This is a genomic window from Flavobacterium sp. (assembly GCF_004211145.1).
Classification (GTDB): domain Bacteria; phylum Bacteroidota; class Bacteroidia; order Flavobacteriales; family Flavobacteriaceae; genus Flavobacterium.
Genome location: NZ_SEBS01000005.1, coordinates 71,907 through 96,615, shown reverse-complemented (window position 1 = coordinate 96,615; position 24,709 = coordinate 71,907). Strand labels below are relative to the sequence as shown.

The following is a 24,709-nucleotide window of genomic DNA, read 5'->3' as shown; positions in this document are numbered from 1 at the left end:
CACGTGAAACTATCTTCCCATGTAAATCAAAAGCACCGAAATATCGCTTGGAGAAACGCCACTAATCCGCGACGCTTGAGAAATCGTAACGGGTTTTATTGCGCTCAGTTTCTGTTTTGCCTCAATTGACATCGATTTGATTTTGTGGTAATCGAAATCCTCAGGAATTTTCACATCTTCGAGTCGTGTAAGCTTGTCGGCGTTCGCACGTTCCTTTTCAATATATCCGGAATATTTGACCTGGATTTCGGCTTGCTCTATAATTTCCTGATCTAAATCATTTTGAGCGATATATTCTTTTACCTTTTCAAATTTTAGGATGTCATCGAGTTCAATCTGTGGTCGGGAAAATACTTTGAACATTTTATCCGACTGTGTGATCGGCGCGCTTTCTTTTTCCACGAGAATGGGATTCGTTTCTTCGACCGTCACACTCGTGTCTTTAAAGAATTTTACCATATTTTCGCTTTCGGTTAGCTTCTTCTCCATTCTTCTCAGACGCTTCTCAGACGCAAGACCAATCTCGAAAGATTTTGGCGTCAATCTGAAATCTGCGTTATCTTGGCGAAGCAACGTCCTGTATTCTGCTCTCGATGTAAACATGCGATACGGCTCCTCGGTTCCCTTCGTAATCAGATCATCGACAAGAACACCAATGTAAGCCTCATCGCGCTTCAAAATAAACGGATCTTTCTCCTGGACTTTCAACGCGGCGTTGATTCCCGCCATCAATCCTTGGGAAGCTGCTTCTTCGTAACCTGTCGTTCCGTTGATTTGCCCTGCAAAATACAAGCCTTCCACTAATTTCGTTTCAAGCGTGTGCTTGAGTTGCGTAGGCGGAAAGTAATCGTATTCGATCGCATATCCCGGACGGAAAAACTTTACTTTCTCGAATCCCGCGACTGATTTCAATGCTTTGTACTGAATATCTTCAGGCAATGACGTAGAAAATCCATTTACATAGACTTCGACGGTATTCCATCCTTCAGGTTCAACGAAAAGTTGATGGCGTTCCTTGTCGGCGAATCGATTGATCTTGTCTTCAATCGATGGACAATAACGCGGTCCCAAACTTTTGATTCGTCCATTGAACATCGGCGAACGATCGAATCCTTCGCGCAAAATGTTATGGACGTCGTTCGACGTATACGTCATATGACACGACCGCTGGTGTTTCAACGGCTGTGTTTCGTCAGAATATGAAAATTTCTGCGGGATTGCGTCGCCTTTCTCCTCGTTCATCTTGGAGTAATCGAGCGAACGTCCGTCTATGCGTGGAGGCGTTCCGGTTTTCATTCGCCCGGCTTCAAAACCGGCGTTGACCAAATCTTCGGTGATTCCGTACGCGGCACTCTCGCCTGCTCGTCCTCCACCGAATTGTTTTTCCCCGATATGGATCAATCCGTTCAAAAACGTCCCGTTTGTAAGCACGACGGTTTTCGATTTGATCTCGACACCGAGTGACGTCTTGATTCCTTTGATTTTTCCATCTTCGATGATGAGGCCGCGAACCATCTCTTGGTAGAAATCAAGATTCGGCGTCGCCTCAAGCATGAGTCGCCATTCTTCAGCAAAACGCATGCGGTCGCTTTGAACTCGGGGCGACCACATCGCGGGACCTTTCGACTTGTTCAACATTTTAAACTGGATCGCCGTCTTGTCGGACACAATTCCCGAATATCCGCCGAGCGCGTCGATTTCGCGCACGATTTGTCCTTTCGCGATACCGCCCATCGCTGGATTGCACGACATTTGGGCAATGTTTTGCAAACTCATCGTTACCAACAGCGTTTTGCAACCCATGTTGGCTGCGGCCGCTGCGGCTTCTGAACCTGCGTGGCCGGCGCCGACCACTATAACGTCATAACTTTCTCCAAACATAATGTTCCACGTGAAACACGCTTTTGATTTTTCTCATTCGGATGTTTAAGGTTCCACGTGGAACATTCGCATCTTTTCTTCTTCTTTGCTTCTCATTACAACTTCGTCGGCCTCCGATTTATCTTTGTATCCGCAATAATGCAATACGCCATGAGCCATTACCCGATTGAGTTCCGACTCGAAAGAAACCCCGAATTCGGCCGCATTTTCCTTCACTCGTTCGATTGAAATGAAAATATCACCATGTAATTCGTTTCCTACAGAGTAATCGAAGCTGATAATGTCGGTCAACGTGTCGTGATTGAGATATTTTTGATTGATTTCAAGCAGATATTCATCATCGCAAAAGATGTAATTGATATCGCCTTCTTTCTTTTGTTCCGATTCGATGATACGCGAAATCCAGCTCTCGTAAGCCGCCTCATCGGTAATCTCAAATTCGGTCTCGTAATTAAAACTTATCATTGTGCCTTGAAATATTCCTGAACCTTCTGGTTGTAATTGGAGCGCAAAGGTAAGCTTTGGCGGTTTAATATTTCAATACTGTTCAAATAATCCTGCAAAGCCGCCGGAAGCGCATTCGTTTGGTTGTTGAACTCTTTTTTGTTCGTTTCCGATTGACGCTTCTTCTCCTCGCCTTGTTGCTGCACCGCTTTTTCGAGTTTGAGCAATTCGTATTTGAGGTTCAGGATTTTTTGCATCGTTTCGTTGTTAAAGCCTTTGTTGAGCAATTGCTTCTCGATTTGCTTCATCTGGTCGATTGCGCTTTGGCCCGAACCGCCAAGACCTTGCTTGTTCAATTCATTCTGCAAGGCTTCACGCAATTGGCGTTGCTCTTTGTAGATTTCCATTATTGCGCGTGCGTCGCCTTCTCCGTCATCGCCTTCAGAACCTTCGCCCTGACCGTTTCCTTTTCCGCCGCCGCCTTCGCCTTTCGCGCCTTTTTCACCTTTGCCTTTTTGGCCATTCTGACCACTTTTTCCATTCTCGCCTTGCTTACCCGCTTCGCCTTGTCCGGGCTTCTCGCCTTCGCCGGGTTTGTCGCCGGGTTTCTTTCCGCCTTTCATCTTATCGCCGAGTTCGCCTTGTTTCTTGATGATGTCGGGCAATTGCATGCCGCCGCCCTGACCTTGTCCTGGCTTGGGTTTTCCGCCACCCGAACCTTGCATGTTCATCTCCATCTGCATGCTGTTCATGATCTCGCTAAGCATATCGGCCAATCGGTTCGCGGCTGAAATCGTGTACTGTTGGTGAGACGCACCTTTTGAAACCTGGGCTTCCACGAACGCTTCAAGCGACTTGTCGATGTTGTAATGTACGTTTCCGATTTCGGTCGTGACGTTCTCGGTCATCTTCGGGTTGCGCAACGACATCGCGAACAAACTGTCGTCGACGTGTTTGAATTGTTGTTTTAAATCCTGTTGTAGTTTCAAGTTCTTGTTGAACGAAGGCGCGTTGCGCTTCAGGTCTTTGAAATCGTTCATCAAGTCTTCTTCCGAGAATGAAAAAGCAAGCAAATTATCAAGGATCTGACGCAGCATTTTCACGTCTTCTTCCATTTGTTCCATTTCGCCTCCGCCCATCATCTGCATCATGTTCTGTCCCATTTCCTGCATCTTTTTTGAGGCGCTTTTTTGTTTGGGCTTCGCGGCTTTCTGGCTTTCCTTTTTGAGTTCGTCCGACGCTTTCTTCAAGTCGTCTTCGATGCTTTTCTCTTCGTTTTCAGTCTTCGGCAACTCCATCGGCTTCTTCAAATCCTGGTTATCCTTCTCGAGTTGATCAAGTTCTTCCTGGATCTTATCAAATTCCTTATTGATTTCTTCTTGTTTGTCTGACTTGTTTTCCTTGTCGTTTTCTGAAAGCTTATCCTGTTTCTCGGCTAGCTTTTCCAATTTGTCGGCAATCTGTTCGGCCTTTTTCTCGACGTAATATTTCTTGGTCAGTTCAACCAATTGCTCCAGATTCTTGGTTTGGTTTTTCGCATTCTGTTTGAACTTGTCCATTTTTTCGAACAGTTCTTCCTTGCTGATCTTGTCGTTGAGTTCTTTCAATTCATCGAGCAACTTTTGGTTTTTCTCAATATCTTTTTCCTGCTTTTCCAGTCGGCGTTGCAGTTCTTCCTTGAATTCATCCTTTTTTTCGCTCTTGAATTTGTCGAGGTTCTCGTCGAGCTTCTTCGTAAACTCCTTCATCATCTCGTCCTGCTGTTTCTGGCGTTTGATAAAATCGTTTACCTTTTGTTGATCCTTGAATTCGAGATTGTCTTTTTCCTTTCCGGCATTGCGCAATTTATCGAGTTCCGACAATTGCTTCTCCTGGTTCTTAAGTGATTTCTCGAGGCTATTGATGTTGCTGTTTTGCTCCTGCAACATTTCGTCCTGCTTCTCTTCCTCGGTCGAGATCCTGTCGCTGAATACCGACGATTTGCTCGCCTTAAAACCGTGAGGCGCGTCGTTGTCGAAAACCTCAAAATAATATTCGTAGGAAATTCCCTGCTCCACCGGAAGCGTTCCCGGAAACGAAAACACGAATTGGTCGAACACGTCTTTCTTCACTGCGATTGTTCCACGTTTGGCGGCCGCTGCGTTTCCTTTCGGATAATACACGACTTGCAGTTTCGACAAACCGTAGTCGTCTGAAACCTGTCCGAGGATGTAATCTTTGCCGACTTTCAAAGTATCGGGCGCATTGCCGACCGTAATCGTTGGATACTGATCCTTTATAACTGAAATTCTGTAGTTTAACTTCTCGTAATTCGCTACCTTGCTATTCGACGTAAGTATCTGATACTCGGTGTTTTGTGAAATTGATTTCGACAATGTGAACGCATTTTCATTTTTCACGAACGGAAACGAATTCGCCAAATCGCTCCAATCGACTTTTTGCGTCGCCTGCGTTTGCATGTTCCACGTGACGCGCGTGCCTTCAGGAATGACGGCGTTTCCGGTTCCTTTGATGGTTTCCGAACGCTTGCCGAGGTAATTCGGGAAGTTCAATACCATTTCGAAATTCGCGATAGACGGTACGGTAATCACGGCGAGTTCATAATCGTTCGAACGCACTGCATTTGCTTCGATATGGAATTCCATGTTCATCGCCGGTTTCGGGATTCGGAACTGGAACTCGCCCGCCTTCTCTGATTCCATGAAATAACTTTCATCGCCGATGTAGATCATGGCATTTTCAGGGACGATTCGGCCTTCTATTTTGACTCGGACGATAAAATCCTGGTTCTGCTCCGTCTGCAGCTTATCGTTGAGCACGACGAACTTAAACGGCGCCGGCGGAAGGAACTGCTGTTTGTAATTCACGACTCGGTTCAAACTCTGCGACAGGAAGTCGTCGTTGCCCGAGATGTAAAAAAACGCGACGAACAACAACGGCAGGATCGCGAGTGGCAAATACTTTCGGTTCTTCCTGAAATTTACGGCATTGCTGAACGGAACCGGTTGCAGCGAATTCGCCTTCTGCTCTATCGAGGCGAGCAACAATTCCGACTGATTTTTGTCGTCACGCAACTGCAAAAAATTCGTGAGTTTGTCACTGACTTCTGAGAAGTGGTTCCCGATGATATCCGACGCCTCGGCATATCCAATTCCCTTTTGCAACTTGAAAAGCTTCGAAATCGGGAACAAGATGAAACGCGTGAGCAGGAAAAGTTCCACGCCGATGAACGCCCAGAACAAAAAAGTGCGCGCTCCGGGTTTGAGCCAAAGGAAATATTCGACCGAAATCGTAAACAAAAAATACAAAACACCCAGCCCGACAAAGAAAATGCTGCCGCGTAAAAGTTCATTCGTATAATATTTCCTGATGAAAGCCTCGAGCTTTTCGTAGATGAGATGCGACTTTTCCAAAGTTGTTTGTTTACTTAACCGATAAAAGTAGTCATTTTGGAAAACAAAAAAAGTTAATTTATGGACGCGCTGCGCTTTGGACACGCGTTGCTTACGACACGCTGCGCTTTAGACACGCGTTGCTTTGGATACGCTGCGCTTTAGATACGCGTTGCTTCGGACTCGCTGCGCTTTGGACTCGCTACGCTTTAGACTGCAGGACTTGGTAGAGATTGGAAATCGGGAACATCTTTTATTGATTGTCGTTTACCACGTCCTGCAGTCCAAAGCCCGCAGGGCGCGTCCAAAGCGAAGCGCGTCTATAGCGAAGCGCGTCTATAGCGTAGCGCGTCCCATTTCCCTATCTTTGCAAAAATTTTCAACATGTCAAGACCAGTTCGCGTGCGTTTTGCACCAAGTCCGACGGGTCCGCTTCACATCGGCGGCGTCCGGACAGCACTTTTCAACTATTTGTTTGCCAAGAAACACGGCGGCGTTTTTTATCTAAGGATCGAAGATACTGACCAGAATCGTTTCGTCCCGGGAGCCGAAGCCTACATTTTCGAAGCGCTCGAATGGCTCGGAATCGCACCGTCAGAAACTGTCGCGAAGAATGAAAAGTTCGGACCGTACCGACAAAGCGAACGCAAACCGTTGTATAAGGAATATGCGGACCGACTGATCGCTTCAGGAAATGCATATGTCGCGTTCGACACGCCTGAAAGCCTTGACAGTCTTCGGAAAACGGCCGAAGCTGAAGGAAAAACATTCATCTACAATCATTCGGTTCGCGATGGATTGGACAATTCACTTTCGATTTCGGCCGAGAAAACCCTCGAAAGAATAGCGTCGGGCGAAGATTATGTCGTGCGTTTCAAAACGCCTGTGAACGAGATTTTGCATTTGACCGACATCATCCGAGGCGAAATAAAATTCGACACGAACCTGCTTGACGATAAAGTATTGTTCAAATCTGACGGCATGCCGACGTATCATTTGGCGAACATCGTCGACGATCATTTGATGGAAACCTCCCACGTGATCCGAGGCGAAGAATGGTTGCCATCTATGCCGCTGCACGTCTTGCTGTATCGCGCCTTCGAATGGGATGCGCCTGAATTCGCGCACTTGCCGTTGATTCTGAAACCTGTCGGAAATGGAAAATTATCGAAACGCGACGGCGACAAAATGGGCTTCCCGGTGTTTCCGCTCGAATGGAAAACTGAGGAAGGCGTTTCGTCGGGTTATCGTGAAAAAGGCTATTTCCCGGAAGCGGTCGTCAATTTCCTTGCACTTTTGGGCTGGAACGACGGATCTGAAAAAGAGATTTTCTCACTTGAGGAACTGGCCGAAAGTTTCGATTTGAACCGCGTGCACAAAGCCGGTGCGAAATTCGATCCCGAGAAAAACAAATGGTTCAACCACCAATATCTCGTCAACAAACCCGATTCGGAACTGGCGAAAGACTTCGCTCCTATCCTATCCGACAAAGGAATCGAGATTGATCAAACCAAATTAATCAGGATCGTTTCGTTGATTAAGGAACGCGCGCATTTTGTGTCGGAATTCTGGGAACTGAGCGACTACTTCTTCGTCGCGCCCGAATCGTACGACGAGAAAGCGTCCAAAAACTGGAAGGAAGAAACGCCGGCTTTGATGAGCGACGTATTCCAATTGATAGAAGACATCGGCGATTTTACGTCGGCCAACATCGAAACTATCGTAAAGGATTGGATGACGAAAAATGAAATCGGAATGGGGAAAGTCATGCAGCCGCTGCGTTTGAGTCTCGTCGGGGCATTGAAGGGCCCGCATCTTTTCGACATCATCGAACTTATCGGCAAAGAAGAAACCGTGTCGAGAATCAAAAAGGCGATCGCCAATTTATAAAAGAAAAGCTCCAATCACGGAGCTTTTTTTATTTGCAGTCGACGTAGTTCGTCATGTCGAAGAATCCCCAGATCTGCATTTTTTGGGTGTCGGATTCGTAATCGAAATTGTCGAAATATTCCACGAATTTCGCGCAGTCGCCAAAGTGTTTCCTGACCATGTCCTTTACGGCTATGCGTTTGTCGACTTTCTTTTTCGCGACGGTCATCACAACCGATTCCAGTATGTTTCCGTCGTTGTCGAGAACCGCAACGAGCATTTCAACGGCGTACGCACCTTGGTATTTCAAGGGAACGCTGGCGAGGATTTTCGTATCGGTTTCGGCCTTGATGTGATAACCGCGGTGTTTGTTGGGCGCGAAAATCTTGAATACGTTCATGCCGACATCGACTTGTGCGAGATCCTCGAATTTGATCACTTTCGCCTTCTCGCCTCTCATGATGTAGTTGACGCGCTTGCCGCCGTAATCCATTTGGAGCGCAGCGGGACTCAGGAGTTCGCCGTCGGCTTTCTCGATGGTGAGCATCGGTCCGTCAGGCGGTCCTTCGATTGGAGATTGAGCGAAAAGATTTAAACTTCCGAACAGTAAAACAACTAGGATTTTCTTCATTTTTTGCAGTAAAGACGTTCGGGATTATCGAGATAATTGAGTAAGATCAGGTTCGATTTATCTTCCTGATCGCCCAAAAGCGCTAATCTTTCCATGAACGAATTACAATCCATGAAATGTGTCGAAGCGATCTTGAAAACCTTTGCACGATCCTCGGCATCTGATTCCCTTGCGGTAAATTTCAACGTTTCGGTCGCCTTTCCGTTCTCGATGAGCACGATTTCATATTGTTTCACGACCGATTCGAAACCTCCGACATATCTGGAAACCATCTTGTTCGATGTCGCAAGCGTCTTGCCTTTCGACGAGGCGATCACGTACAACAATCGTTGTTTCTTCCCGATATCGAACCGCTTAAGCACTTTCTTATCGACGACCAACGAATCGACATCATTGAACAGGATTGCGCTATTTTGGCTGTTGGCTTTGTATTCCACGCGCTTTTTGGATTCGTTCACGTGAAACGAATGCATATCGATTTTCGTCCCGCCTTTCTTGACAAGATATTGCTGGGCGAACATATTCGAACAAACCAGCAGCGCAAACCAAAGCCCTTTTTTCATCATAAATACAGAATCAATGTTCCCGTGAACACGTGAAGATTTCCTTTGAAACTACTGCCTGTAGTATTGTTTTCGACCTTGTTCAAAAAGTTGTTGAAGCCGTATTGGTATTGGGCGTTCAAGCGAACATGCCTTACTCCTGCCGTGATTCCGACGGCGCCTAAAATATTGAACGTGCTTACATCTTCGATATCCTTGATCGTAATCGGGAGATCGTCCACGAAATTATCTTCGTAATCGGATTTGTATTTCAATTTACCGTTCACTTGCAAAACCGGCCCGGCTTCGATGCTCAAATGGTTTTCGACGATTTTATAACTCGGCATCAACGAGATTTTCACACCTTGGATCTTAAGATCGACATCTTCGATTGCGGGCGTCAATGCGTTTGTCGTCGGAACCGAGAATTTGCCTTCGAAGAACTCGATCGCGTACACCATATCGAAATCATTATAGAAATTTCCGCGGACTGAAAGACCGACATTCCAGCCCATTTCGGCTTTCGTATCGAAATTACTGGTCTTGAGATCCGTTTGGTTCAAACCTCCGATAATCCCGATCCGATTGGAATCGCGGTAGTTATACTGGGCAAACGACGCGGCCGACGTAAACAATACCGCGGCTAAAAGTGCTTTTTTCATGTGTGTTTATTAAAAGACAAACCTATGTTTTTTTTCGTAATTTACTTCCAACTAAACAATAATAACATCATGAATATCCCAACTATTGTGTTTCTGGTAATCGGCCTGTTTATTTTCTTGTCGTGTTTTTTCACGGTCAAGCAGCAATCGGCCGTCGTCATTGAGCGTTTCGGTAAATTTCAAAGCGTCCGAAATTCTGGCCTTCAGCTAAAAATTCCTATCATCGACCGCCTTGCGGGTCGCGTGAACCTCAAGATCCAACAGCTCGATGTCATCATCGAAACCAAAACGAAAGACAACGTGTTCGTGAAGATGAAGGTATCGGTTCAGTTCAAAGTGATTCAGGAAAAAGTGTACGATGCGTTCTATAAACTCGAATATCCGCACGACCAAATCACCGCCTATGTGTTCGACGTTGTGCGCGCCGAGGTTCCGAAGTTGATCCTCGACGACGTTTTCGAACGCAAAGACGACATCGCGATCGCCGTGAAACGAGAGCTTAACGAAGCCATGACGACCTACGGATACGACATCATCAATACGTTGGTGACCGACATCGATCCCGATATCCAGGTTAAAAATGCGATGAACCGAATCAACGCAGCCGACCGCGAAAAGACGGCAACCGAGTTCGAAGCCGAGTCAGCAAGGATCCGAATTGTCGCCAAAGCAAAGGCCGAAGCCGAATCGAAACGCCTTCAAGGTCAGGGAATTGCGGACCAACGACGCGAGATCGCAAGAGGTTTGGTCGAGTCGGTTGAAGTATTGAACAAGGTCGGGATCAATTCACAGGAAGCGTCGGCATTGATCGTCGTGACGCAGCATTACGATACGTTGCAGGCTATCGGCGCCGACACGAATTCGAACCTTATCTTACTCCCGAATTCGCCTCAGGCCGGAAGCGACATGCTCAACAACATGGTCGCCTCTTTCACCGCATCGAACCAGGTGGGCGAAGCGATGAAGAATTACAAACCCAAGCCGAAACCCAAAAGCGATTTCACGCACGACCAAAACAATCCCGACGAGGACGACAAATAAAAAAAGAGGCTCAAAACGAGCCTCTTTTTATTTGAATATCTTTTTGAGGATAAAGTTGATAGCCATTCCCTTTAAAGGTCCGGCGAATCCGCTTACCACATCGATCGCGACTTCAGGAATGCCGCCGAACATCTTTTTGGGATCGAAACTTTCTTTGGTGTCGTCGAAATTCTTGATAAGCTTTTGATAGTGGATTTCCTTTTCGAGTTTTAGGATTTCGAGGTCGCGCTCTATCTCGGCATACGACGCATATTTCTTGTTTTCCATGGTTATTCGTTGAAAAAGAATTCTGAAAATTTCTCAAGTATCGGGCCTTCGACGAACTTATCTTTTATACTGTAAATCAGCAGACTAAGCAAGATATAGACGCCTCCGATGATTAAAAATCCATAGGCGAAATTGTCAAGCGCATACCCGATCGCTATTGCCGCGGCCACCGAAATAAACACCAAAACGAGCATCAAAAATATCCCGATCAGGAAGATTTTGAGCAACATCGTCGTGGATTTCATCGCAACCTTGAACAGCCACAATTTGTAGTACGCGACGCTGCTGTCAATGTAACCTTTGGCGTTCTGCTGGAACTCGCCCGCGTTCTCCTTCAACTCTTCGAAAGCCATATCTATTTTTTAAAGGATGCGGCCGCTTGTTTCAAATCGGCGAGTTTCTTTTCAAGGGTCGCGATCACGTCATTGGTTTTTTCATCGACGTTGGCGGCAAGATCATCAAATTGTGATTCGATGTCCGATTTCGAGTTTTCGAGTTTCGACTTGAATTTTGAAGACAAATCGTCGAACTTGTTTTTAAGCTCGTCTTTTTTCTCGTCGAAACCCTCTTTTAATTTTTCACGCGTTTTCGAACCTTTTTCAGGTGCGAACAAAATTCCGAGTCCGGCGCCGATCGCTGCGCCGACCAAAAATGCCGCGGCGGCTTTTGAAGTATTTGACATGTTGTCTGTTTTAGATTTCCACTTAAAGATAGCCATTATTTAACATTTGCCCGTTAACAGGTCGTTAAAAGCGGCTAACTGAAGCAAAAATTAAAATAAAGCGTTTTGAGGGATTTTCTTTTTTAAAATGTCGGATTGGGTTAGTGATTTTTAAAAATGCGACAGCCGCAAAATATAAAAGCCGATTTTAATAGTGTCTATTTATAATTTTTACATTTTTAAAAGATTTTATATATAATTGAAAAACCGACTTTAATCAAGTCGGTCTTCATTTATAAAATCTATTATTGTTTTAAACTATTAAAATTTAGAAAGTGATTGTAAAACCAATTCACTTTTTTCAGACGATTTCAATTCTTCGATCTGATTTTTGAAATTTGACAACGCGTTGTCATTCTTCTTCAAATTTTCTAAAACTTCAAACCGCACGAAAGGCGACTCACTTTTCAACGACATTCCGTAAAATTTTTCCAGAACATCGTCTTCGACATCGGAGGCCGAAATCTTGTCGGAATATTTAAAAAGCCAATTCGCGAACAACAATGAACTCTTGTTATTCGTCACATTCTTGCGGAAAGCATTCTGGATCAAACTGAAATTCTCCAGAGACTTTATGTTTTCAGAGATCGCTTTTTCGATCACATTTCGCTCTTCATCGGAACCCGACTTGAAAAATCTATTGATTTCCTTAAGCGAATTATTGACGGCGTTCTCCTCTTTCTTGCCTTTTTCTTCCCAGGCATCTTTAAGGCCGACGGTTCTATTGAAAACCAAATTATCGGCCGTACTTTCCTTATCTACAGTAAAATAGCCTAGTCGTTGGAACTGGAATTTGTCCTCGATTTTCGCATCTTTCAAACTCGGTTCGACGAACGCCTGAACGACTTTCAACGACTCCGGATTCACGAATTCAAGAAAGTCTTTCCCTTTGTGGGCGTCGGGCGCTTCGTCGGTGAAAAGGCGGTCGTAGAGACGAACTTCGGCCGGAACCGCGTGTGCTGCCGAAACCCAGTGAAGCGTGCCGGAAACCTTGCGTTGGCTGGCTTCGGTGCCGCTTCCGGACAACGAATCGATATCGTAAGTCGCGTGGATTTCGGTGATATTCCCGTTTGAATCCTTGATTACTTTTTCACCTTTGATGATGTACGCGTTCTTCAATCGGACTTCTTTGTCGATTGAAAGCCTGAAGAATTTTGGCGGCGCGTCTTCCATAAAATCCTCACGTTCGATGTATAATTCGCGTGAAAACGGCACTTTTCTAAAACCGGCGTTATCATCTTCAGGATTGTTTTCAGCTTCAAGCCATTCTTCCTTACCTTCGGGATAATTGGTGATCACGAGTTTCACGGGATCGATAACGGCCATCACGCGAGGTGCGATCTTGTTCAGATCTTCGCGCACACAAAATTCCAAAAGCGACACGTCGATCAGATTGTCTCGTTTCGCAATCCCGATCGTGTTCGCGAAATTGCGCAGTGAAGTAGGAGTGAAGCCGCGTCGGCGCATGCCTGAAATCGTCGACATACGCGGATCGTCCCAACCGGAAACGAAATTCTCGTTGACCAACTTGAGTAGTTTTCTCTTACTTACAACCGTGTGGCTCAGATTTCTACGTGCAAATTCACGTTGTTTCGGACGTACTTTCTTGTCGTCGTAAATATTGTCGAGGAACCAGTCGTACAGTTCGCGATGCGGCAGAAATTCAAGCGTACAAAGCGAGTGCGATATCTGTTCGAGGTAATCGGATTCACCGTGCGCCCAATCGTACATCGGGTAAATGCACCAATCGTCTCCGGTCCTGTGATGGTGTTTGTGCATGATGCGGTACATCAACGGATCGCGCATCAGCATATTGGTCGATGCCATGTCGATTTTGGCGCGCACGATATGCGTTCCGTCAGCGAACTCACCGTTTTTCATGCGTTCGAAAAGGTCGAGATTTTCTTCGACCGAACGAATGCGGAACGGTCCGTCGACTCCAGGTTGGGTCGGTGTTCCTTTTTGTTCGGCGATTTCCTCGGACGTTTGGCTATCAACATACGCTTTTCCCTTCTTGATAAGCTCGACCGTCCAATCGTAAAGTTGTTGGAAATAGTCCGAAGCGAAACGTTCCTCGGCCCATTCGTAACCGAGCCATTCCACATCGCGCTTGATCGCATCCACGAATTCCTGCTCTTCCTTTTCAGGATTCGTATCGTCGAAACGCAGGTTCACGGGCGCACCATACGATTCACCAAGCCCGAAATTGAGCGCGATCGCACTCGCATGACCGATGTGCAGATAACCGTTAGGCTCTGGCGGAAAACGAAAACGCAACTTGTCATTGGGCAAGCCGTTCTTGAGATCTTCTTCTATGATTTGCTCAATGAAATTGAGGGATTTTTCTTCAGACATAATGTTATTTCGAAAGGTGCAAAGTTAGGAAAAGACGAATGACGAATGACGAAAGACGAACGAAAAAGAGTGTTTAATTTGACATGTTGTTTGACAAATTTGCTGATTTCATTACGATAGCTGAAAGTCCTTCGGTCATTTGTCTTTCGTCATTCGTCTAATTCGTAATTTTGACGTAAAATACAATCAAATGGGAATCATCAAACTCAAAAATATACGCACGTTTTCGTACCACGGTTGCTTGCCCGAAGAAACCAAAATCGGCTCCGAATACGCCGTTGATCTTGAAATCAAGACCGATCTGCGCAAGTCGGCCGAGAGCGACAAGCTTTCAGATACGGTCGATTACGTACTTCTAAACCGAATCGTAGTTGAGGAAATGGCAATCGCGTCCAAACTTTTGGAACACGTCGCACACCGTATTATCGTTCGGATTTTTGGGGAAATTCCGGAAGTTTCGAGGATTTTGCTGTCGGTGTCGAAATTAAATCCACCGATTGGCGGCGATGTCGAAAGCGTTACAATCGTGATGGAAGAATACAGAACCTGATAGGAATTAGTTTGCGCGAAGGATGGAAGCGGCATCCTTTTGGACAACCTGCAAGGTTTTTTTCAACCTTGTAGGTTTGTCCAAAAGATACAGCGGACAGCCTGACGGCGGCTAAAATTTACCTTAAAATCTATTGTTGATTCCGCCGGCGCGCCCAAATAAATCGAGATATATGAGCGTCACTATCGGCAAAAAAAAAAAGACCTGCAAGGTATGTAAACCATGCAGGTCAGGTTGAGGCATCGTGCGGATTCGAACCGCAGTAGGAGCTTTTGCAGAGCCCAGCCTAGCCACTCGGCCACGACGCCATTAGGACGGCAAATGTAACCAAATCTTTTAAAGTTTGAAAGTTTCGGTTTAAAAAATCAATGTCCGGTTTTGTTGATCTTGTTTTTTTGATTTTCCTTGAAAACGATTTCTATCTTCGCCTGTGTCGTAAGGTCGACTTGCGTTTTGAATTTCAGCAGTTTACCGTTTTTCACCGCAAGACAGACCAATTCCGCTTCCTGCTCGATGGGAATTTTCTCGAATTTCATTTTGTCTTTTCCGTTGAAATAAGTAGACAATTGAAGCGTGCTGTTCGTCTTTTTGAAGATCAGATACGTTTCGGCATACGTCAATTTCTTATCGGCAAATGAAATCTCGAAATCGCCCGGAGTTTCCGTCCTGTTGAACGCACCGCAAGCGATCCATCCGATGTAATCGAGTTGCATCGGCGCATATTTGTCGGCCAAAGCGTCATTGTCATACGTATTCACGATGTTGCCGTTCATGTCGAAAAGAAGATTTTCGGTGCCGTCCTGTTTCTTGAATTTCTGATTCGCGGGCGACCAGTTCAATCGGTTCAGACTGTCGCGATCGGCAGTGAAAAGCTCCATGCGTTTGGTAGAGATCCGAGGGAATTCCACCTCGATCGTTTTACCTCGTTTGACGCGAAGCACGTTTCCGTTTGATGTCATTCCGATGAAATATTCACCGCCCGAAAGGAGCATTTTCCCGTTTGAAATTGACGGAGCGTTCGCCCTGAAAAAATCGTCGGACGTGAATAATTCTTTTAGCTCGACGTGGATTTCAGATCCGATGGGTTTGCCATTTTCGGTTTCCAAATTCTCAGGAACAACGTGGATTATCGTTCCTTTTTCACCTTTTACGAGCGATGGCTTGTCGAACGAAATTTCGAATTTTTGAGTGGAATTGTCGAGGCTCGAAAAGTGTTCCGACAACAATCCGGATTGCTTTTTAAAATCGGTCGTCTCGCTTTTTTCAGCACACGAAATCGCTAGTGTCGATACAAAAAATAGTAGTAAAAACCGTCTCATCAATCGTTTTGGTGTTCGAATTTCTCGATGACTTTATTGACGCGTTCGCGCTCCTTAGGGAACAATCCCTGAACTGACAATACGAGTCCCGAAATGATCAAAATGATACTGATTCCCTTCTTGATCATCAAGATGTTGTGCGGGTTCAGATAACGTCGTAACTGTTTGGCAAGCAATATCTTGAAAATATCAACGACGAAATAACTCAGGATTACCGAAGTGAAAAACGTGAACATTCTGGACGGTTGCAACTGCAGTTTCGGACCGACTGAAATGATCAGCAACAACCAAAATCCCAACACACCGACGTTGATGAAATTGAGGAAAAAGCCTTTTATCGCAAGCGTGAAATAGTTGTTTTTCGCGAGCTCGGCGGGATCTTCAGGATCGATATTCTTCTTGGGTTTCTTGTTTTTGACCAAACTGATGATGCCGTAAGTAAGCATGACCAGACCCCCGAAAATAAACAACGCGGGATCGTCCTTGATCGCGGTGATCAACCGGTAACTCGAAAAATATGCGATGATTATGAAAACGATGTCGGCCAAAATCACTCCGACGTCAAACGACAAAGCAGCGCGAAAACCTTTGACAACGCTGGTTTCCAGCAAAACGAAAAAAACCGGGCCGATAATAAAACTCAAAACGAATCCGACCGGAATCGCTGCCAAAATATCTTCGATCATCAAAAAGGCTTATAACTGTGGAAACACAAATATAACTGAAAATTCAAAAGATGTTAATAAACGTGGGCTTAATCTCCTGCTTCGACAATCGTTCCGCCCAAAATTGATTTTTTGTCAACATTCTCCGGATTTCCATAAATCGTGATCTCGCCACCGGCTTTGGTTCTCGCTTTCACGTATTTGGAAGCGTTCACGTCAGCTTCTCCGCCTGCATTGATGCTCACGTCGGTTCGGTCGGTGATCAAATCCTTGGCTTCGACGATTCCGCCTGTTCCGATAGAAACTTCCTGGTCGCCGGCTTTTCCTTCCAAACGCACGATCGCTCCCGTAACTGATTTCACTTTCAAAATCTCGACGTCGAGCTGCAACTTGATTTCGGCACCTTCTTTCGCGGTCACTTCCAATCTCGGGGAGTTCACGGCTTGTTGGCTAGAAATATATCCGCCTTCGCTCGCATCGACGCTTTTCAATTCCTGATAGTAGATCTTGGCTTCGATTTCTTCGCCTTTGAGTAATTTCGATGGCGGCATCGCGAGTTTTAGTTCGCCATTCTGGTTGGCGACGATCACGTCCTTACAGCGTTTTCCTGAGATTTCGACTTTGTTTTCGTTTGACGGAATCAATTCGGCCGAAATCTGGTCGTACACTTTAACCTTGTTGAAATCTCCTGGATCTTTCGTAATGGTCTGACTGAATGCGGCTTGTATCGAAAATAATACGGTAAGCACAAATCCTAACGTTCTCATTTCTTCTTGTTTTTCTGTTGTTCCTGATTCTGATTCTTCGCGGCTTCATATTCCTCTTTTTTCCCGAGGTAATGGAAGTCGAGTTGTTTCTTGACCAAATCGGCGCTTTTAACCTTCACGTAGACTTCATCACCGAGTTGGATCTTGTTGTGGGAAACCTGTCCGACGAGCGCGTATTGCTTGTCGTCAAACGTGTAATAATCGTCTTTTATCTCGCGGATACGGCACATTCCTTCGCATTTGTTGTCGACGATCTCGACATAGATTCCCCATTCGGTAACACCTGAAATCACACCGAGGAAATCCTCATCCTTGTGATCCTGCATGTATTTAACCTGCATGTATTTCACCGAATCGCGTTCGGCCTGGGTCGCTGAATATTCCATGTTCGACGAATGCACGCATTTTTCCTCATAGACTTCTTCGCTCACCGATTTGCCTCCGTCGATGTAATACTGCAACAATCGGTGCGCCATCACATCGGGATAACGACGGATAGGCGAGGTGAAGTGCGAATAGTAATCGAACGCCAAACCGTAATGCCCGACATTGTGCACCGAATATTTGGCCTTGCTCATTGTTCGGATGGCCAACGTATCGACCATATTCTGTTCTTTTTTTCCCTGAACGTCGGTGAGTAATTTATTGAGCGATTGGGAAATATGCTGTTTGCTCCTGAAGTCGATGCTGTAACCGAATTTCGAGATGATGCCTTGAAGTCCGATGAGCTTATCCTCATTCGGTTCGTCGTGGATTCGGTACACGAACGTCTTCTTTTGCTTCCCGATGAATTCCGCGACTTTCTTGTTGGCCAAAAGCATGAATTCCTCGATCAGGTGGTTCGAATCCTTAGCTTCCTTGAAATACACGCCGACAGGTTCGTCATTCTCGTTGAGTTTGAATTTGACTTCGACCTTATCGAAAGAGATCGCGCCGTCGGCAAGACGTTTACGACGCATAATCTTGGCGAGTTCGTCGAGTTTCAACGTCGCTTCCACGATTTCGGCGGGCGCTTCGTACGATTCTCCGGTCAACGAAATCTCCTGGGGAATTACCGCCGATTTCGTTTCGATGATATGTTGCGCTTCCTCATAAGCGAATCTCTGGTCTGAATAGATTACCGTGCGTCCGAACCATTGATTGATTACGTTTGCTTTGCTATCGACCTCGAAAACGGCCGAGAACGTATATTTTTCCTCATGCGGACGAAGCGAACACGCGAAATTCGACAAAACCTCAGGCAACATTGGAACAACGCGATCCACGAGATAGACTGAAGTTGCGCGGTTATAGGCTTCATCGTCGAGGATCGTTCCTTCCTGCACGTAATGCGAAACATCGGCGATATGGATCCCGATTTCGAAGTTGCCGTTGTCGAGTTTCTTGAAAGACAAAGCGTCGTCAAAATCCTTGGCATCTTTAGGGTCGATCGTGAACGTAAGCGTTTTTCTCATGTCGCGACGCTTGTCGATTTCGTCCTGATGGATCGACGTATCAAGCTTTTGGGCGTAGACTTCGACATCGACAGGAAAATCATATGGCAATCCGTATTCCGCTAGAATCGCATGGATCTCGGTGTCGTGTTCTCCGGGTTTTCCGAGGACTTTCGTTACGATTCCAAACGGTGAATCGGCTTTCTTAGGCCAATCTTCGATCGTTACGAGCACGACGTCTCCGTTTTCAGCGTCTCCGATCTTGTCTTTCGGAATGAAAATATCGGTGTACATTTTCGGGTTTGCCGTCGATACGAACGCGAAGTTTTTCTGGATGTCGATCACGCCGACGAAATCGGTCTTGTGGCGTTCCAGGATTTCTACGACTTCGCCCTCAGGACGCTTCCCTTTTCGTCGGTTATAGACATAAACCTGGACTCTGTCCTTGTCAAGGGCGCGGTTCAGGTTATTGTTCGGAATGAAGACATCTTCTTCGAACTCTTCGCAGATGAAATACGCGGTCTTGCGGCTCGTCATGTCGATCTTACCTTCGTAATAATCCTTGCTGACAGCCTTGACCAGATATTTTCCGGGTTCGCTTTCGATGATTTTCTTTTGGGCCGCGAGTAGTTTCAAGTCGCGGATGATCTCGTTTCGGCTTTTGGTATCGTCCACTTCGAGAATGGCCGCGATTTGCTTATGGTTGAACCCTTTATTGGAATTTCGGGCGAGTATCTTGAGTATTTTTCCCGTAAAGTCTTTTGGTTTGCTTCCGGGTCTTGGTGCTTTTTTGCTCATTTTTCAGTTAAAATAATCCTGAAAATTACAAAATAACCGACTGTTAAAACTTGAAGCGTCAGAGTTTTAAATAAAATATAACTTTTTGGCATAAAAGCTGGGAAATCCAAAACATTCGTACCTTTAAGGAAACAGCAATTTCACACATGGTAAATTTCATCACGATCGCCATTTTCCAATATACTCACGAAATCGAAATCCTTAAGCACAGGCTCGAACAGGAAGGCATCAATTACTTTTTTGAAAATGAAGCCACGGCGTCGGTTGCGCCCATGTATTCGCTCGCACTCGGCGGCATCAAACTCAAGATCCATCCGAACGACGCCGATTCGGTAAACATGATCCTCGACGAACTCAAAGGCGGACACGACCTTCGCATCGTCTAAACTGAAAGGTTGTCAACATTCATTAAAAACAAAAAAAGAAAAGGGAATTTTAAATTTTAAAAATGGTGGTTATTATAGCGTGTGAATAGCTACAATAATTTTACGAATTGTAATCTTGTGCTTTCGTTTTACTTTCTTATAACGATTTATTAACATTGGAATCGACATGCAAACTGCTGGATTTTAGACTTTTTTATGATTTGATTAACAACTGTTGACAATCCAAATGTAACTGATCTTGTCGAAAATTCACCTTGCCGAAAACTGTTGATATCTGCAATTTCGTTATTGAAAACTTTTCCAAAATTAGACCGAACTCAATTAGGATTTTACGTCTGGATTTTTGATTGGAAATTTTTTCCTTACATCGATGATAATTTTCTAAAATCTTGTCCGATGTTTTCAACAATCAATGTTAACTTAACGTTATCTGGAAATCAACCACTTACAAATCGTTATAAACATACTCAAAAATTGATCTGTTCCGCGAAATGTAGTCACCGATAAAATAAACACCCGAGGCCAAGCCGAACTGATGGAGCGTAAATAAACGATTCACCTATTAGACAACAAAAGACAAAAAACTACCTTTGCAAAAACACAACCATGAAAATATCGATAGGAAACGACCACGCCGGTCCCGACTACAAAAAAGCGATACTCGAAAAACTTACATCGCTCGGGCATGAAGTCACCAATTATGGAACCGATTCGACCGACAGTGTCGATTATCCCGATTTCGGACATCCTGTAGCCGAAGACGTAAGTTCAGGAAAATCCGAATTCGGAATTCTGATCTGCGGCACCGGAAACGGAATAGCCATGAGCGCCAATCAACATAAAAACGTACGCGCAGGCGTTTGCTGGACAAAGGAAATCGCCGATTTATGCCGACGTCACAACGATGCGAATATCATCGCGATCCCGGCGCGTTTCACGTCGGTTCCGCAAGCCGTAGATATGGTCGAACACTTTCTCGCTACCGAATTCGAAGGCGGACGACATGCGACACGCGTCAATAAAATAGCCTGTAGCTAAGACCGAAAAATTTTTTTAGCCGCGAATTCGCGAATCTGTACTCTTAAAAACGTGCAAAATTCGCGAATTCGCGGCTCACTTTTTTCCGATATTTACGCCTTTAAATTCGGAGTTCATCAAAACGAAATCGTCTATCATCTTTCCGTCTATCATCTATCCGTCTATTATCTATCATCTCAATGACCAACATCCAATACATTTCCCAACACGTTTCCGCTCCCGCAAAAAGCATCCAGAATACGGTGCAATTGTTACTCGAAGACTGTACGATTCCCTTCATTTCGCGCTATCGGAAAGACATGACCGGAAATCTCGACGAGGTTGTGATTGAGCAGATTGCAAAGTTGATGCTATCATTTGATACTATCACCAAGCGCAAGGAAAGCATCATGAAATCGATCGACGAACAAAATGCGCTCACGCCCGAACTCGCCAAAAAAATCGAAGCTTCATTCGATTTGAGCGAACTCGAGGATTTGTATTTACCGTATAAGAAAAAGAAGAAAACCAAGGCCGACACTGCTCGTGAAAATGGTTTGGAACCGCTGGCCAAGATCATCATGGCGCAAAATTCGGACGATGTCGATTACATAGCGTCGAAATACCTGAATAAAAACGTCGTTAACGAAGACGAAGCCTTGCAAGGCGCCCGAGACATCATCGCCGAATGGATCAGCGAGAACATTTACATAAGGGAAACGCTGCGTCGGATCTTCCAGCGCAAAGCCGCGATCACGACCAAAGTCGTAAAGACCAAAAAAGATGATGAAGCCGCCCAAAAATTCAATCAGTATTTCGATTGGAGCGAAAACCTGTCGCGCACGCCGTCTCACCGTCTGCTCGCGATGTTACGCGCCGAGAACGAAGGTTTCGTGAAATTAAACGTCGACATCGAAAAGGAAGAAGCTCTCGAGATGATGGAAAATTCGGTGATAAAAAACAACCGAGATACTTCAAGTCATCTAAAAAAAGCGATTTCCGACAGTTACAAACGACTGCTCGAACCCGCAATCTCGAACGAAGCATTATCTGAGGCCAAAGCCAAAGCCGACGCGAATTCGATCAATGTTTTCGCCACGAACTTGAGCCAACTATTGCTCGCGCCGCCTTTAGGTGAAAAACGAATTTTGGCGATCGATCCCGGATTTCGAAGCGGCTGCAAGATCGTCTGCCTCGATGAAAAAGGTGATCTGCTGTATAATGAAACAATATTCCCTCACGCGCCCCAAAAAGAAGACGCAATCGCTATGAAAAAGATCCGATCGATGGTAAACGCGTACAAGATCGATGCGATCTCAATCGGAAACGGAACGGCTTCAAGGGAAACCGAATTCTTCATCAAGAAAATAGCGTTCGATAAACCGATCCAGGTTTTTGTGGTCAGCGAAGCCGGAGCGTCGGTATACTCGGCGTCGAAAATCGCGCGTGAGGAATTCCCGAAGTATGACGTAACGGTGAGAGGCGCGGTTTCCATCGGACGAAGACTGTCGGATCCGTTAGCTGAACTCGTCAAGATCGACCCGAAAGCCATCGGCGTCGGACAATACCAACACGATGTCGACCAGACCAAATTAAAGGAAGAACTCGATACGGTCGTGGTGCGCTGCGTGAATTCGGTCGGTATCAACATCAATACGGCGAGTAAATCGTTGCTATCGTACGTGAGTGGAATCGGGGAGAAGCTTGCCGAGAATATCGTCGCGTATCGTTCTGAAAACGGGCCGTTCACTGAAAGAAAAGAACTCAAAAAAGTCCCGCGTTTGGGCGATAAGGCGTTTCAGCAAGGCGCGGCGTTTATCAGGATCTCAAATGCTAAAAATCCGCTCGACAATTCGGCCGTGCATCCTGAAAGCTATCCGATCGTCGAAAAAATGGCGAAAGACCTGAAATTATCGGTGCAGGAACTCGTCGCGAACAAGGAAAAAACGGCGCTCATAAAACCGGAGAATTACGTGACGGAAACCGTCGGTATCCTGGGTTTGAAAGACATAATAAAGGAATTGGAAAAACCTGGGCTCGATCCGAGGAAATCGGCCAAAATTTTCGAGTTCGACAGTTCAGTCAAATCGATTAAAGACTTGCGATCGGGAATGGTGTTGCCCGGAATCGTCAATAATATCACGAATTTCGGCTGTTTCGTCGACGTCGGAATCAAAGAGAGCGGATTGGTCCACATTTCCCAACTCAAGGAAGGTTTCGTGTCGGACGTGAACGAAGTCGTGAAATTACACCAACATGTCCAGGTAAAAGTCGTTGAAGTCGACGAAGACCGCAAACGCGTCCAATTGACGATGATATTATAAAAAAGAAAGCCACGAAATTTACGAACAGGCGCTAATTTCCTAGCAAATATTCGTGAATTTCGTGGCCAAAAATCTTTTGACGGATTTTTATATTACGTCTTTCGGTTCTTCTTTTTTCTTCTCGGCAGCGTTTTCGTCTTTTGCCGCGTTTTTGAATTCCTTAACTCCAGAACCCAAACCTTTCATTAGTTCCGGAATCTTTTTACCTCCGAAGAGCAACAAGATTACGGCGATGATCAAGATCCATTCAGTCATTCCAAATTTTCCCATGGTACATAATTTTAGCCGAAGCAATTGAAAAATATCAAGCAAATATAACGCAAAATTGCGTCGGGTTATTTAAAGGATTAGCAAATATTTATGATTGCCACCTAAGTCATTTACGGAATCAACCCGCGTTTGGATTTCCTATATTTGTAGGATAACGCGAAACCATGTGCGCAAAACGACTCAAACGAAAAAAAATCGCCAAGAAACTCTTCACGAAAAACCGTCTGGTTATTTTGAATGAAGACACGTTCGAGGAAATTTTTTCGCTTCGGTTGACGCTTATGAACGTGTTCGTCGTGGCAACTGTAGGCGCGGTGCTGATCATTTTCGTGACGACGTACATCATTGCGTTTACGCCTTTGCGCGAGTATATTCCGGGGTATGCGTCGTCGAAATTGAAAAGGGATGCGACCGAATTGGCGCTCAAATCCGATTCCCTGCAAACCGCGTTGCGCAACAACGAAGCCTATATCCGATCGATAAAGCGAATCCTTACCGGCGATCTCGATTTCGCCAAACTCAGCAAGGATTCCATAATCGCGGCCGGATTGGAAGTGCCCGACGGGAAATTGACGGCGTCTGACGAGGAAACCGAACTCCGAAACGAAGTCGCCAAAGAAGACAAATACAACCTGTTCGAAAAAGCGACCCCGAAAACAGGAATCGTGCTTTTCGCGCCCGTAAAAGGCAGCGTGACCGACAAATTCAACGCGCGCCAGAAACACTACGCGGTCGATGTCGCGGTGCCGAAAAACACGCCGATCAAATCCATTTTGGGCGGAAACGTGATTTTCGCCGACTGGACGCCGACCAACGGAAACTGCATCATCGTGCGCCATAACAATGGATTCATTTCGGCCTATAAGCACGCGGCCGAACTCACCAAATCTGAAGGCGACGTCGTGAAAACGGGCGAAGTCATTGCGCTCGCGGGAACGTCGGGTCAGGAATCCACGGGCGTGCATCTGCATTTTGAATTATGGAAAGACGGCTATCCGATCGATCCCGAACAATTTATATCGTTTGAATGATGAAAGACATGTCTATTGAAACCACGGCTTTACTCGTCGGATTGATCTTCGTGATCGTCTCGATAATTATGTTGGCTTTTCCACCGAAAAAGATCAACGGATTGTATGGTTACCGAACGTCGGCGTCGATGAAATCACAAAAGCATTGGGATTTCGCGCAGCGTTTCTCGTCGTTCCGCATGATCGAGGCAGGCATTTTCCTGTTGGGTTTTTCGTTCGCGAGCAATTATTTTGGAATCAATCCCGTGAAATCGGCAGTCGGCACGATCGTCTTGTTGCTCGCCAGCACGCTTTATTTGATTTTGCGAACTGAAATCGCGCTCAAAAAGAAATTCCCGAATTAA

23 protein-coding genes and 1 tRNA gene are annotated in these 24,709 nt (G+C 45.5%); 8 read left to right on the top strand and 16 right to left on the bottom strand.

Annotated elements, in window-relative coordinates; translation table 11 throughout:
• Nucleotides 1-9: 9 nt before the first annotated feature.
• The 3 genes from mnmG to EOO50_RS03745 are packed head-to-tail and all read right to left on the bottom strand — an operon-like array spanning nucleotide 10 to nucleotide 5,738.
• On the bottom strand, nucleotides 10-1,881 hold the full coding sequence (gene mnmG / locus EOO50_RS03755) for a tRNA uridine-5-carboxymethylaminomethyl(34) synthesis enzyme MnmG (RefSeq protein ID WP_290838046.1): 1,872 nt from the start codon (nucleotides 1,879-1,881) through the stop codon (nucleotides 10-12).
• Nucleotides 1,882-1,926: 45 nt separating this feature from the next.
• Complete coding sequence (gene ybeY / locus EOO50_RS03750) at nucleotides 1,927-2,346, bottom strand: rRNA maturation RNase YbeY (RefSeq protein ID WP_290838045.1); 420 nt, start codon at nucleotides 2,344-2,346, stop codon at nucleotides 1,927-1,929.
• Nucleotides 2,343-5,738, bottom strand: a complete 3,396-nt coding sequence (locus tag EOO50_RS03745) for a DUF4175 family protein (RefSeq protein ID WP_290838043.1) — start codon at nucleotides 5,736-5,738, stop codon at nucleotides 2,343-2,345. The genes ybeY and EOO50_RS03745 overlap by 4 nt, the downstream gene beginning before the upstream one ends.
• 363 nt (nucleotides 5,739-6,101) lie before the next feature.
• Between EOO50_RS03745 and gltX the strand changes: the two genes are divergently transcribed.
• Entirely contained in the window at nucleotides 6,102-7,607 is a 1,506-nt protein-coding gene (gene gltX / locus EOO50_RS03740) for a glutamate--tRNA ligase (protein ID WP_290838042.1), read from the top strand.
• Nucleotides 7,608-7,635: 28 nt separating this feature from the next.
• Here gltX and EOO50_RS03735 read toward each other — a convergent pair whose 3' ends face one another.
• From EOO50_RS03735 to EOO50_RS03725, 3 genes are read right to left on the bottom strand one after another with little or no spacing between them, the layout of a single operon-like run.
• Nucleotides 7,636-8,217, bottom strand: coding sequence for a hypothetical protein (locus EOO50_RS03735; RefSeq protein ID WP_290838041.1), 582 nt, complete (start codon nucleotides 8,215-8,217; stop codon nucleotides 7,636-7,638).
• The gene (locus EOO50_RS03730; protein ID WP_290838039.1) at nucleotides 8,214-8,783 is read right to left on the bottom strand and encodes a hypothetical protein; all 570 of its coding nucleotides are present in this window, start codon (nucleotides 8,781-8,783) and stop codon (nucleotides 8,214-8,216) included. Before EOO50_RS03730 ends, EOO50_RS03735 begins: the two co-directional genes overlap by 4 nt.
• Entirely contained in the window at nucleotides 8,780-9,421 is a 642-nt protein-coding gene (locus EOO50_RS03725) for an outer membrane beta-barrel protein (RefSeq protein WP_290838038.1), read from the bottom strand. Before EOO50_RS03725 ends, EOO50_RS03730 begins: the two co-directional genes overlap by 4 nt.
• A gap of 69 nt (nucleotides 9,422-9,490) precedes the next feature.
• Between EOO50_RS03725 and EOO50_RS03720 the strand changes: the two genes are divergently transcribed.
• Nucleotides 9,491-10,462: an SPFH domain-containing protein gene (locus tag EOO50_RS03720; RefSeq protein ID WP_290838036.1), complete on the top strand. Its 972-nt coding sequence runs from the start codon at nucleotides 9,491-9,493 to the stop codon at nucleotides 10,460-10,462.
• Nucleotides 10,463-10,489: 27 nt separating this feature from the next.
• Here the strand turns inward: EOO50_RS03720 and EOO50_RS03715 are convergent, their stop codons facing one another.
• The 4 genes from EOO50_RS03715 to EOO50_RS03700 form a co-directional block, all read right to left on the bottom strand.
• Nucleotides 10,490-10,729, bottom strand: coding sequence for a DUF6327 family protein (locus tag EOO50_RS03715; protein ID WP_290838035.1), 240 nt, complete (start codon nucleotides 10,727-10,729; stop codon nucleotides 10,490-10,492).
• 2 nt (nucleotides 10,730-10,731) lie between these two features.
• A complete protein-coding gene (locus EOO50_RS03710; protein WP_290838034.1) occupies nucleotides 10,732-11,082 on the bottom strand; it encodes a competence protein in 351 nt (116 codons plus the stop codon).
• Between the two features lie 2 nt (nucleotides 11,083-11,084).
• Nucleotides 11,085-11,411 carry a YtxH domain-containing protein gene (locus tag EOO50_RS03705; protein ID WP_290838032.1) on the bottom strand — a complete coding sequence of 109 codons (327 nt, stop codon included), beginning with the start codon at nucleotides 11,409-11,411 and terminating at the stop codon, nucleotides 11,085-11,087.
• A 300-nt stretch (nucleotides 11,412-11,711) separates the two neighbouring features.
• Entirely contained in the window at nucleotides 11,712-13,808 is a 2,097-nt protein-coding gene (locus EOO50_RS03700) for a glutamine--tRNA ligase/YqeY domain fusion protein (RefSeq protein ID WP_290838117.1), read from the bottom strand.
• A gap of 187 nt (nucleotides 13,809-13,995) precedes the next feature.
• On the opposite strand from EOO50_RS03700, the gene folB reads away from it, so the two are divergent.
• A complete protein-coding gene (folB, locus tag EOO50_RS03695) occupies nucleotides 13,996-14,355 on the top strand; it encodes a dihydroneopterin aldolase (RefSeq protein ID WP_290838030.1) in 360 nt (119 codons plus the stop codon).
• Nucleotides 14,356-14,592: 237 nt separating this feature from the next.
• Here the strand turns inward: folB and EOO50_RS03690 are convergent.
• From EOO50_RS03690 to rnr, 5 genes are all read right to left on the bottom strand, one after another.
• Nucleotides 14,593-14,663: transfer RNA gene (locus EOO50_RS03690), tRNA-Cys, on the bottom strand.
• A gap of 57 nt (nucleotides 14,664-14,720) precedes the next feature.
• Nucleotides 14,721-15,674 (bottom strand): hypothetical protein, encoded by a 954-nt coding sequence (locus EOO50_RS03685; RefSeq protein ID WP_290838029.1) that lies wholly within the window; start codon nucleotides 15,672-15,674, stop codon nucleotides 14,721-14,723.
• Nucleotides 15,674-16,360, bottom strand: coding sequence for a LysE family transporter (locus tag EOO50_RS03680; RefSeq protein ID WP_290838027.1), 687 nt, complete (start codon nucleotides 16,358-16,360; stop codon nucleotides 15,674-15,676). Before EOO50_RS03680 ends, EOO50_RS03685 begins: the two co-directional genes overlap by 1 nt.
• 68 nt (nucleotides 16,361-16,428) lie before the next feature.
• Nucleotides 16,429-17,106 (bottom strand): head GIN domain-containing protein, encoded by a 678-nt coding sequence (locus EOO50_RS03675; protein ID WP_290838025.1) that lies wholly within the window; start codon nucleotides 17,104-17,106, stop codon nucleotides 16,429-16,431.
• Entirely contained in the window at nucleotides 17,103-19,337 is a 2,235-nt protein-coding gene (rnr, locus tag EOO50_RS03670) for a ribonuclease R (RefSeq protein ID WP_290838023.1), read from the bottom strand. The genes EOO50_RS03675 and rnr overlap by 4 nt, the downstream gene beginning before the upstream one ends.
• Before the next feature lie 146 nt (nucleotides 19,338-19,483).
• Here rnr and EOO50_RS03665 point away from each other — a divergent pair, with 146 nt between their 5' ends.
• The 3 genes from EOO50_RS03665 to EOO50_RS03655 all read left to right on the top strand — a co-directional run bounded on the left by EOO50_RS03665 (nucleotide 19,484) and on the right by EOO50_RS03655 (nucleotide 23,064).
• On the top strand, nucleotides 19,484-19,723 hold the full coding sequence (locus tag EOO50_RS03665; RefSeq protein WP_290838021.1) for a DUF2007 domain-containing protein: 240 nt from the start codon (nucleotides 19,484-19,486) through the stop codon (nucleotides 19,721-19,723).
• Between the two features lie 606 nt (nucleotides 19,724-20,329).
• Nucleotides 20,330-20,761, top strand: a complete 432-nt coding sequence (gene rpiB, locus EOO50_RS03660; protein ID WP_290838019.1) for a ribose 5-phosphate isomerase B — start codon at nucleotides 20,330-20,332, stop codon at nucleotides 20,759-20,761.
• Nucleotides 20,762-20,940: 179 nt separating this feature from the next.
• The gene (locus EOO50_RS03655; RefSeq protein ID WP_290838017.1) at nucleotides 20,941-23,064 is read left to right on the top strand and encodes a Tex family protein; all 2,124 of its coding nucleotides are present in this window, start codon (nucleotides 20,941-20,943) and stop codon (nucleotides 23,062-23,064) included.
• Between the two features lie 87 nt (nucleotides 23,065-23,151).
• Here the strand turns inward: EOO50_RS03655 and tatA are convergent, their stop codons facing one another.
• Entirely contained in the window at nucleotides 23,152-23,334 is a 183-nt protein-coding gene (gene tatA, locus EOO50_RS03650; protein ID WP_290838015.1) for a twin-arginine translocase TatA/TatE family subunit, read from the bottom strand.
• 164 nt (nucleotides 23,335-23,498) lie between these two features.
• Between tatA and EOO50_RS03645 the strand changes: the two genes are divergently transcribed.
• Nucleotides 23,499-24,365 (top strand): M23 family metallopeptidase, encoded by an 867-nt coding sequence (locus tag EOO50_RS03645; protein WP_290838013.1) that lies wholly within the window; start codon nucleotides 23,499-23,501, stop codon nucleotides 24,363-24,365.
• On the top strand, nucleotides 24,362-24,709 hold the full coding sequence (locus EOO50_RS03640) for an SdpI family protein (protein ID WP_290838011.1): 348 nt from the start codon (nucleotides 24,362-24,364) through the stop codon (nucleotides 24,707-24,709). The genes EOO50_RS03645 and EOO50_RS03640 overlap by 4 nt, the downstream gene beginning before the upstream one ends.